This is a genomic window from Ancylomarina sp. (assembly GCF_041555295.1).
Lineage (GTDB): Bacteria > Bacteroidota > Bacteroidia > Bacteroidales > Marinifilaceae > Ancylomarina.
Genome location: NZ_JBFFKR010000111.1, coordinates 1 through 10,421, shown reverse-complemented (window position 1 = coordinate 10,421; position 10,421 = coordinate 1). Strand labels below are relative to the sequence as shown.

Annotated in this window: 11 protein-coding genes; 6 read left to right on the top strand and 5 right to left on the bottom strand. The window is 36.7% G+C overall.

What is annotated here, in order from left to right; genetic code table 11:
• Positions 1–835, top strand: an 835-nt coding sequence (locus ABY905_RS09490) for an NAD(P)-dependent oxidoreductase (RefSeq protein ID WP_372642948.1), incomplete at its 5' end; no start/stop codon positions are given.
• Positions 836–848: 13 nt separating this feature from the next.
• Here the strand turns inward: ABY905_RS09490 and ABY905_RS09485 are convergent.
• Complete coding sequence (locus ABY905_RS09485) at positions 849–1,094, bottom strand: hypothetical protein (protein WP_372642951.1); 246 nt, start codon at positions 1,092–1,094, stop codon at positions 849–851.
• Between ABY905_RS09485 and ABY905_RS09480 the strand changes: the two genes are divergently transcribed.
• The gene (locus tag ABY905_RS09480; protein WP_372642953.1) at positions 1,065–1,217 is read left to right on the top strand and encodes a hypothetical protein; all 153 of its coding nucleotides are present in this window, start codon (positions 1,065–1,067) and stop codon (positions 1,215–1,217) included. The genes ABY905_RS09485 and ABY905_RS09480 overlap by 30 nt on opposite strands.
• Before the next feature lie 37 nt (positions 1,218–1,254).
• On the opposite strand, the gene ABY905_RS09475 is transcribed toward ABY905_RS09480, so the two are convergent.
• A complete protein-coding gene (locus ABY905_RS09475; protein WP_372642944.1) occupies positions 1,255–1,608 on the bottom strand; it encodes a TM2 domain-containing protein in 354 nt (117 codons plus the stop codon).
• Positions 1,609–1,821: 213 nt separating this feature from the next.
• On the opposite strand from ABY905_RS09475, the gene ABY905_RS09470 reads away from it, so the two are divergent.
• On the top strand, positions 1,822–2,256 hold the full coding sequence (locus ABY905_RS09470; protein ID WP_372642941.1) for a hypothetical protein: 435 nt from the start codon (positions 1,822–1,824) through the stop codon (positions 2,254–2,256).
• Between the two features lie 78 nt (positions 2,257–2,334).
• Here the strand turns inward: ABY905_RS09470 and ABY905_RS09465 are convergent, their stop codons facing one another.
• Entirely contained in the window at positions 2,335–3,996 is a 1,662-nt protein-coding gene (locus tag ABY905_RS09465) for a dipeptidyl-peptidase 3 family protein (protein WP_372642938.1), read from the bottom strand.
• Positions 3,997–4,162: 166 nt separating this feature from the next.
• Here ABY905_RS09465 and ABY905_RS09460 point away from each other — a divergent pair, with 166 nt between their 5' ends.
• A complete protein-coding gene (locus ABY905_RS09460; protein WP_372642936.1) occupies positions 4,163–5,356 on the top strand; it encodes an aminopeptidase C in 1,194 nt (397 codons plus the stop codon).
• A 14-nt stretch (positions 5,357–5,370) separates the two neighbouring features.
• Positions 5,371–6,006, top strand: a complete 636-nt coding sequence (locus ABY905_RS09455; RefSeq protein ID WP_372642933.1) for a MarC family protein — start codon at positions 5,371–5,373, stop codon at positions 6,004–6,006.
• Between the two features lie 95 nt (positions 6,007–6,101).
• On the opposite strand, the gene ABY905_RS09450 is transcribed toward ABY905_RS09455, so the two are convergent.
• Positions 6,102–7,712 carry a SulP family inorganic anion transporter gene (locus ABY905_RS09450; RefSeq protein ID WP_372642931.1) on the bottom strand — a complete coding sequence of 537 codons (1,611 nt, stop codon included), beginning with the start codon at positions 7,710–7,712 and terminating at the stop codon, positions 6,102–6,104.
• Positions 7,713–8,072: 360 nt separating this feature from the next.
• Between ABY905_RS09450 and ABY905_RS09445 the strand changes: the two genes are divergently transcribed.
• Entirely contained in the window at positions 8,073–8,540 is a 468-nt protein-coding gene (locus tag ABY905_RS09445; RefSeq protein ID WP_372642928.1) for a Dps family protein, read from the top strand.
• Between the two features lie 428 nt (positions 8,541–8,968).
• Here the strand turns inward: ABY905_RS09445 and dxs are convergent.
• A partial coding sequence (dxs, locus tag ABY905_RS09440) for a 1-deoxy-D-xylulose-5-phosphate synthase (protein ID WP_372642926.1) occupies positions 8,969–10,421 on the bottom strand: 1,453 nt, incomplete at its 5' end.

Below are 10,421 nucleotides of genomic sequence, written 5' to 3'. Positions count from 1 at the left end.
TGAGAATGAGGCTGAATTGATTAAACGTGCCGAGTCCGCTGACGCTATTGTCGTGAGTAATATTCCAATTTCGGCTAATTTTATAGCTAACTGCCCTAATTTATCAATGATATCAGTTGCCTTTACTGGTGTTGATCATATCGATATGTTGGCTTGTAATGAAAGAGATATCCTGGTGAGTAATGCTGCTGGTTTCTCAACCGAATCGGTTGCTGAGTTAACGCTGGGTATGATTTTATCCTTGTATAGAAAAATTGTAGGGGGGGATGCGATTACTCGTTTTGGAGGTAATCGTGGTACTTTTTTAGGAACAGAGCTTAATGGTAAATGTTTGGGAATTATTGGTGCAGGTGCCATCGGCCTAAGGGTTGCAGAAATGGCCAGAGTGTTTAATTGTAGAGTGTTGGCATATAGCCGAACAGAAAAGCAGATTGAAGGTGTTGAATTTGTTGACATGCCAACTCTATTAAAAGAAGCAGATATTATCTCTCTGCATACCCCTTTGACTGAAGAAACAAAGGGAATGATAGGAGCTGAAGAATTCAAAACGATGAAAGAAACAGCTATACTTATTAATACTGCAAGAGGGCCAGTTGTAGATAGTCAGGCACTTTGCAAAGCTCTCGAAGATGGAGAAATTGCAGGTGCAGCTGTTGATGTTTACGAGAAGGAGCCTCCTTTGGAAAAAGAACATATCTTATTTACGGCACCAAACCTAATCATGTTGCCACACTTGGCATTTGCCAGTCATGAATCATTCGATAAGCGTATTGATATTGTGATTGATAATATTAAGCTATGGCTAGAGGGGAAACCTCGAAATATCATGAATTAACTTGAGAATAAACTTAGTGAATAGCTTTGTAGATATTCCAAATCCATATGATAAGAAACAGGAGGATAATTGGTATGATTATTCTCTTTTTTTTTAGACTGTTGTTGACAGACAAGTAAAACCTATAGAAGCCATCCTTTTTGGTAGAAACATCATAAGTTACCCAGAATGAAGATACTATTAGTATGAAAAGCGAGCTGTAGGCAAATGGATTATAATGGAAGGCCTTGTGAAAATTACCCTTAAATATTTCTACAATTCCAGTGGTAGAACCACAGGCTGGACAGGGCAGTCCACTTATGGTCTTAAACCAACAAATAGTAATTCCTTCTTCGCTAGTGTTAAGAAAGAAGGAATTGTAGATAAGCCAGCTGTAAGCTAAAACTGAAAGTAGAGCAACGAGCTGGTATAATCGCTTCTTAGGCATTATACATTAATGCTTGTTGAAGCTTTTCGAAGTTAACCTGACGTGTTCGCTCCATAATAATAAACCAATCAACGATTATCCAAATAAAAAGACCACCACAGGTTAATAATTTAATGATACCTAAACCGATGTCACCAATAAAAAAGCGATCGAATGAAAAGGGTGCTACAATATTTAAAAGTGACAGAATAAGTGCAATAGTTGGATCCTTTAAGTTTAAGGTTTGCAGAATAATGAACTTATCATCATCTAAATCTTGAATCATATCTTTGATTGTAGATATTTGATAACTTTCAAAATATTTAGCATTTGTCATCAGGAATAAATCAACTTTGCTTGTATCCATATTGTGTCATTTTTTAACAAGAAAACTTGTCTACATTGTAAGGTTTTGATCTCATAAATCTATAAAAAATATGTCAGATTAAAAATCTTCGCTTAAAATGGTAAATTAAGACTTGAAAGTATTTAATTTGTATTTTGTAATTAAATATGAAACGAACCATATTTTAAATTGATATGGTGACTTTATTGTGGCTATTATATGAAGATCTTAAATATGAAATTAGAAATTGCTCCTGTTCCTGAGGGGGGAGGACGGCCTCAAGTAACGCGTCCTGATGTCAGATTATTAGATTGTATAGGAGAAGAAGGCGTGAGAAAGATGGTGAGCGATCATTATGATATTTTACGCAAAGGTGAAATTGGAGAAATGTTTCCACGTTGGGATAAGGAATTTGAGGCAGCTAAGCTGCGCTCATCAGATTTTTTTATTCAAGCTTTAGGCGGTCCCGATTATTTTAATCAAAATCAGGGAAGCCCGATGTTGGTGAGTCGTCATGCACATTTTAAAATTACGCCTCAAGCACGAGTCTTATGGTTGGATGCTTATAGAGAAATTCTACCTAAACTTGATGCACCAGAAGAATTAGTTATTTCATTCTGGAACTATTTGAATGTTTTCTCAATTTGGATGGTGAATACAAAAGCTTAATATTTTAAAATATCGACTATATAAAAAGCGGCTACCTCTTATGAAGTAGCCGCTTTTCTGTATCTTAAAGTTTAGGTTTTACAATCCTAGTACTTTCATACCTTGTTTGTAGACGATATCCTTAGGAATACCAGCATTGTTTACGCGATCCAGGTCTGCTTGAAGAGATTCTCCGATGTTCCCTTTTTCAGCGATCAATTTCTTAGCGCCTTCGTAGTTAGCGTCTCCTTGAAGAACCATCAACATTTCACCCATAGAGATCATTGCAGCTTTCATCTTCTCGAAATCAACTTTGTATGTTCCAGTTGCTTCGTCACGAGTGAAAGCACCTGTCTCTTCAAAGTGGTAGAAACGAATCATGTTAGCCTTACCGTGAGCACTTGAAGCTCCAAAACGAACAGAACGGAATGTACTAGCCATAAAGGTTACGTAGTTATCCATTAGATCTTTGTCTTTAATCTCGCCCCACTCAGCTAATTTAGTCACCATATAAAGACCTAAAATGTCAGCTTTACCTTCTTCAATTGAAGTATAAGCATCCTTAAGTGCTTTACGAACTGTTAATGTTTGATCAGCAAGTGTGTATTTGATACCTAAACCGTGAGCTACTTCATGGAACATTGTGTTCTCGAAGAAAGCATCGAATTTAACGTTCTTACGCTGGCTTTCGTCAATCAACAGATTTGAGATAGGAACTAAAATCTTATCAAATTTAGCTTGCATCGCATTCTTCAACTGAAGTTTACGGCTACCTTTTGCAAGATGTACTCTTGGGTCGTTTGGTAGGTTAATAGCGATATTCTTGCTACCTGCGTTACAATCACCACCGTAGTAAATTACGTCATAAGCGTTCATATCTGCATTCGCATTTGCTTTTTCAGCTTTATACTTTGCAGGAACAGGAAGACTTTCTTGTAAACGAGGAAGAAGAGCACCAAAACGAGAAAGTGTTTTAGACCAAACTTTATCCTTAACTAGAATTTGAGCAGAGTGAGAAGCTTTGTATCCGTAAAGAGCATCTTCGTAAGTTTCGATAGGACCAACAACGAAGTCAATTGTATTGTCTTGCATGTCCATCCAAGCCATATCTGAAGCTAAATAGTCATCAGTTAATAAGGCCTCAGCACGTAACTCTAAATACTTTTTTAGACCTGCATCTTCTGCCAAAGCAGCAGCTTTTAAAAGTAATTCAGCAGCTTTAGCGTGTTGCTCTTTGTAAGCCACGTGGTAAGGAAGAACAATAAGCTTTCCATTTTCGTCACGACGAACAACAGAATAAGTACTTGTTTTTAACTCATCATCGATAGCATCAAATTCTTCAGCAGTCATATCAGCTGGGTAGAAGTTCGCTCCAGCTGGTTTTTTACCAAAAGAATCGATGAACGGCGCATTGTTTGCTAATCTATCCCAAGGTCCATAATTGATTTTTGCATAAGCAATTTCAGCAGGATCTGTCAATTTTGAAAGGAATTCTGTTTTGTCACCAATAGCATCCTTCCAGAAAATCTCTTCCATAATTTCAGCTACTTCTATCATGATAGGAAGCATTTGCTTTTCCTTTTCAGTAAGTACTGAGATGTCAGTTTTCAATTCAACTTCAGCGTAAGCATTAACTTTTTCCTGAAGAGGAGATACGTGTTCCTTCTTGCAACATTGCTTTTCTTTAGCAGCTTTTTCTTTACAAGATGTAAATCCTAAACTAAAGATGGCGATTAAGGCCAAGGATGCTAGTTTGTTCATTTGTTTGTGTTTTTAATTTATTGATGTTTACTTTTTTCCTTCTGAATTAATATGAAACTATGATGTCAATAATCATTAGTTTTGTATTTTGATCTTCAAAAATACAAGCAAAGAATTGTATTACCAATACTTATGCATATTTATACTACCAAAATTTATATTTAAAATGAATACTAAAATTATAATCGCAATCCTTTTGATTTTGGGATCTGTTTCATCATCATTTGGAAAGAAAAAAGAAGAAAAGAAAAGCTATCAATTTACTATTGAAAAGCAACTGAAAGCCACGGAAGTAAAAGATCAGCATCGATCAGGAACCTGTTGGGCTTATGCCATGAGTTCTTTTCTAGAGTCAGAACTGATTCGAATAGGAAAAGGTGAGTTCGATCTTTCTGAAATGTTTATTGTGAATAGAAATTATCACCTAAGGGCTAAGGATTATGTACGCTTTCATGGAATGAAGAGCTTTTCGGCAGGAGCTGAAGGTTGGGATGCCTTAAATGTGATTAAGCAATTCGGTATTCTTCCACAGGAGGCCTATACAGGGAATACTTTTGATGAAACACTTCCTGTACATGGCGAGATGGATGTTATTTTGAAGGCCTATGTTAATGCCGTTGTGAAAAATAAGAACAAAAAAATCACACCTATTTGGATGAAAGGTTTCGATGGTGTATTGGATGCTTATTTGGGAGATATTCCTGGGTCATTCATGTATAAAGGAAAAGAATTCAATACAAAATCATTCACATCAGACTTGGGTTTGAATATGGATGATTACGTAACGATTACTTCATATACCCATCACCCATTTTATGAGAGTTTTATTTTCGAAGGTGCTGACAATTGGTCTTTGGGCGAAGTATTAAATGTGCCAATGGATGAGATGATGCAAGTTGTTGATTATGCAATTGAGAAGGGCTATACTATTGCCTGGGGAAGCGATGTGAGTGAAAAAGGATTTGCTTTCAGAAAAGGTGTTGCAGTAGTTCCAGAAACGGAATCAAAAAATATGGCTGATTCTGAGATTTCAAAGTGGCAGAATATGAGTAAAGATCAGAAGTCGGTTTATGGAACTGAATATCCTGTGAAAGAAAAAGAAATCACCCAAGAGATGCGTCAGGTAGCGTTCGATAACTACGAGTCTACTGAGGACCATATGATGCATATTGTTGGGACTGCAAAGGATCAGAATGGAAGTAAGTATTACTTGGTGAAAAATTCATGGGGAACCGATTTGAATTCACATGAAGGCTATTTCTATGCATCGAAACCATTCGTAGAATACAAAAGCGTATCAGTATTGATGCACAAAGATGCTATACCTCTGGAGATAGCGAAGAAACTAGGCTTAAAATAAACTGAATTTTTAAAATGAATGAATATTGGACTTTTGGACTCTTGGCAGTCACTTCGTTTTTTACACTGATTAATCCGCTTGGCGTGATGCCAATTTTCATGACGATTACGGGTGATTTGAACGCCGAGCAAAGAAAGAAAACAGCAAGAAAAGCAACCATCGTATCGTTTTTAGCTCTGGTTGCATTTGCCTTCTCGGGACAGTTGTTATTTCAATTCTTTGGAATATCTGTTAACAGTCTTAAGATAGTAGGAGGTGTTATTTTCTTTATCATGGGGCAAGATATGCTTCAGGCACGATTGAGCAAAATCAAGGTAAGTGAAAGCGAAATAAACGAATATGTGAATGATGTTTCCATTACACCTCTTGCAATTCCAATGATTTGCGGACCAGGAGCTATTACGAATGGGATCGTTTTGATGGAAGAGGCGGGGAGTATTGAATCAAAGATAATTTTAGTTGGTGCGATTTTTCTTACTTGTCTTTTGACTTATATTATTCTTTGGAGTTCATCCCGAATTATAAAATTTCTAGGAGATACGGGTAATAAAATTCTCATGCGCTTGATGGGATTAATTGTGATGGTAATCGCAGTAGAATTCTTCTTTAGTGGATTACGACCAATCGTTCAGGAGATGCTTAAGATATAAATTAGATAAGCACATAAAATAAAAACACCTCTCCAACAAGCGTTGGAGAGGTGAAAAAAAACTCTGTGACTTTCACCCCAGAGAAAAAAAAATCTTTATCCGATCTTCACTTTATCAGTAACAACATAGTAACGAGGATCGTCAATATCGCGAATGATTACAGCATTAAAACGTGAATCTGCACGTTGCAATAGTGTGATACAGTCCGCACTAAGATGCTTCAATTTAATACTTTTCCCAGCATTTTCATACTTATCTACTAAATTACTGATCGCTTCAATTCCTGAATGGTCAGCAACTCTCGATTCTATGAAATCAATTTCAACATCCTGAGGATCGCCATGAACATCGAATTTTGAATTAAATGTGGTGATTGATCCGAAGAATAGTGGCCCCCAAATTTCATAAACCTTAGTACCATCTTCTCTTACCGATTTACGTGCACGAATACGTTTAGCATCTTGCCATGCAAATACTAAAGCAGATACTATAACACCAGCTAATACTGCAATGGCAAGGTCGAACATGACTGTTAAACCTGTTACAAGTATAATAACAAAGGCATCAGTACGAGGAATCTTATTCATGATGCCAAAGGTTGCCCAGGCAAAAGTTCCGATTACAACCATAAACATCACACCAACCAAAGCAGCAATAGGTACCTGCTCGATAAGTGGAGAAGCAAAAAGAATAAATGCTAAGAGTGTTAGTGCAGCAATAATACCAGACAAGCGACCACGTCCACCAGATTTTACGTTGATAAGTGATTGACCAATCATGGCACATCCACCCATACCACCAAAGAAACCAGTGACGATATTTGCAGCTCCCTGTGCCATACATTCGCGGTTACCATTTCCACGAGTTTCAGTAATCTCATCAAGTAGGTTAAGAGTCATTAGGGATTCAATTAATCCGATAGCAGCAATGATAGATGCATATGGTAAGATGAATTTGATTGTCTCTAAATTCAGAGGCACCATTGTGAATAGTTGAGATTGAAAAGTTGGCAAACCACCTTTTAGTCCGGAGCCACCTCCATCACGGATGAATGAACCTACTGTACTCACATCTAATCCACCAAAAATGGCAATAGCTGAAACAGTAAGAATCGCTGCTAGAGCTGCAGGAACTTTAGTTGTGATCTTAGGTAGTAGGTACATAATACCCATGGTTAATACAACCAATCCGATCATTGTATATAGAGCACTGCCTATCAGCCAAACAGATTCTCCATCTATTTTATGAGTAAACATGCCTAGTTGTGACATGAAAATAACAATGGCCAAACCATTTACAAAACCCATCATTACGGGGTGAGGAATGAGTCTGACAAATTTACCAAATTTGAAGATCCCTGCTAAAAACTGAATAACTCCAGCTAGAACTACGGTTGCGAATAAATAATTTAACCCCATGTTTTGAATAGGCTCAATCATATCTAATCCCATTTGGTTACCATCTTTTACAAGGCTCACCATCACTACAGCTAGTGCACCAGTAGCTCCTGAAATCATTCCTGGACGACCACCAAAAACGGATGTGATCAAACCAATCATAAAAGCGGCGTAAAGACCAACTAGTGGATCAACACCTGCAACAAAGGCAAATGCTACAGCTTCTGGAACCAGTGCTAAGGACACTGTTAAACCTGAAAGAATATCATCTTTTGAATTTGCGGCTTTCCGCTTAAAAAATTCTACCATACTTTATCTAGTCAAAAATTTTGTTTACAAGGGCGCAAAAGTAGTGATTTTTATTCTATCGTTGTGATCCACTCTAACTTAAATGAGGAATATTTGAGCGGAAACGATGTCGTGGCAATTCATATAGCAGTGACATATATGAACAGATAAATATCTTGCAATTTTATTTTTTCTGAAACTGATCTTGGAATGTACTATCAATGGCGTATTGATAATGCAAATAGCGAACGCCTATGTAAATATAAAAACAATCGATTTGATCTATGTTTGTTTTTGTTTCATATTTGTAGTGTTAAAAAAAATAAATAGATACTCAAACAAAATTAGGCTTTTGCTTATCACGAATAAAAAAGAACTAAGATGAAAAATCTAATAGGAATAGATCAGGAAAAAGCAAACGTATTAAATGGGAAATTGAATAATTTGCTTGCAAACTACCAAATGTTCTATCAAAATTTAAGAGGTCTGCATTGGAATATTAAAGGGCGTGAGTTTTTTGAATTGCATTTAAAATTTGAAGAATTATATAATGATGCTGTGATTAAAGTTGATGAAATTGCTGAAAGAATCTTAACACTTGAAGGTGAGCCTCTACATACTTTCTCAGATTACCTTAAGGTATCGGAATTGAAAGAAGAGAAAGGAATAACCAATGGGATCGAAGGTATAGAAGTTGTCGTAAAGAACTTTTCCTTATTAATTTTAAAAGAACGTGAAATTCTTAGCTTGGCTAGTGATGCCGAAGACGAAGGAACAGTTAGCTTAATGAGCGATTACATTTCTCAGACAGAAAAAACACTTTGGATGTTGAATTCTTACTTACGCTAAATATTATCCTGAAAAGGATTAATGATCAAAAGCACCATTTTTTATATGTGGTGCTTTTGATCATTAAAAAAGTGGATAATGTTGTACAAAGGCTGAAAAGTAGGCGAAATTTTGGTGTAGTATGCTTTTAAGGCTTAAAAAGATCATTACCCCATAGCGTAGAGAGGAATTCATGCTTTAAAAGCACATTACCCTGCAGAGTAGTATGCTTTTAATACTGAAAAGGGCGTTACCCCGTAGTGTAGTGAGGAATTTATGCCTTAAAAGGACATTACCCCGTTTTGTAGTGACGATTTAATGCTGAAAAGGTTATTGCTCCGTTTTGTAATGGTGATTTAATGCTTAAAATGATTGCCACGCCAAATTTTAATCAGCTTGTGGTAATAACTAAATGTATCTGGATTGTTTAGAGTAGGTATTACCTGACTTTAACTTAGTAGGTTAATGCAAGTTTCCATAATACCTTCCTTATCGAAACCGCATTCCTTATAAAGGTCTTCTTGGGACCCATGTTCAACCCATCTATCAGGAACACCTAAACGTTTAATTTTGGAAGCGTAGCCATTATCACTCATGAATTCCAAAACAGCCGATCCTAAACCTCCAATAATAGAACCATCTTCAATTGTGATGATATTCTGATGGTTTTTGAATACTTCGTGAAGTAAATCTTTGTCGATAGGTTTAAGAAAACGTATATCGTAATGGGCAATTGAGTGCCCTTGTTTTTCTAATTCATCAATTGCATCAGATGCTTGCATGCCAATTGGGCCAATAGATAGGATAGCTAAATCTTTTCCAGTTCTTAATTTTTGCCCCTTACCGACTTCTATTTCTTTGAATGGTGTTCTCCAATTCAACTCGCGGCCTGTGCCTCTTGGGTATCGAATAGAAAAAGCCCCTTTACCACCCAACTGAGCGGTGTACATTAGATTACGTAATTCTTCCTCATTCAAAGGAGATGATATTGTCATATTTGGGATACAACGGAAGAAAGCTAAATCGTATACACCATGATGCGTTGCACCATCAGCGCCAACCAAGCCACCTCTATCTATACAGAAGACTACATCAACATTTTGCAATGCAACATCATGAATCACCTGATCGAAGGCACGTTGCATAAATGAGGAATAAATAGCACAGAATGGTATGCTTCCTTTTGCAGCTAAACCACCAGAAAATGTAACGGCGTGTTGTTCGGCTATTCCCACATCAAATGCTCTATCTGGCATTTTTTCCATCATGATATTTAATGATGAACCTGTAGGCATTGCGGGAGTGATTCCTACAATTTTCTCATTCAGTTCAGCCAATTCTACAAGAGTATGTCCAAATACTTCCTGAAATTTAGGAATCTGTGGAGTTGTAGGTTCTTTTTTTAGAAGTTCACCTGTGTTTGCATTAAACTTAGCTGGGGCATGCCAGTAGGTCTGATTTAGCTCAGCAGGTTCAAAACCTTTTCCTTTTTTTGTAATGCAATGTAGAATTTTTGGTCCTGGAATTTTTTGCAAATCGCTCAACACTTTAACCATATGGTTCACGTTGTGTCCATCAACAGGGCCAAAATATCTAAAGTTTAAGGCTTCAAATAAATTACTTTGTTTCAATAGAATGGTTTTGATCCCATGTTCTACTTTCTGAAATAACTTTTGTGTGTTTGGGTTTACTCGGTTAAATTTTCCCAGAAAACGCCAAACATCATTTTTAACCTTATTATATGTTTGCGAAGTGGTGATGTCTAACAAATATTCGCTCATCCCACCCACATTAGGGTCAATAGCCATATTGTTATCATTCAAAATCACCAATATATCAGCATTATTTGTTGCGGCATTGTTTAAACCTTCAAAGGCTAGGCCTGCAGTCATAGATCCATCT

Coding starts and splice junctions, on each gene's coding strand:
- ABY905_RS09475 (WP_372642944.1), bottom strand. CDS start 1,608: ATGGATACAAGCAAAGTTGATTTATTCCTGATGACAAATGCTAAATAT.
- ABY905_RS09470 (WP_372642941.1), top strand. CDS start 1,822: ATGAAATTAGAAATTGCTCCTGTTCCTGAGGGGGGAGGACGGCCTCAA.
- ABY905_RS09465 (WP_372642938.1), bottom strand. CDS start 3,996: ATGAACAAACTAGCATCCTTGGCCTTAATCGCCATCTTTAGTTTAGGA.
- ABY905_RS09460 (WP_372642936.1), top strand. CDS start 4,163: ATGAATACTAAAATTATAATCGCAATCCTTTTGATTTTGGGATCTGTT.
- ABY905_RS09455 (WP_372642933.1), top strand. CDS start 5,371: ATGAATGAATATTGGACTTTTGGACTCTTGGCAGTCACTTCGTTTTTT.
- ABY905_RS09450 (WP_372642931.1), bottom strand. CDS start 7,712: ATGGTAGAATTTTTTAAGCGGAAAGCCGCAAATTCAAAAGATGATATT.
- ABY905_RS09445 (WP_372642928.1), top strand. CDS start 8,073: ATGAAAAATCTAATAGGAATAGATCAGGAAAAAGCAAACGTATTAAAT.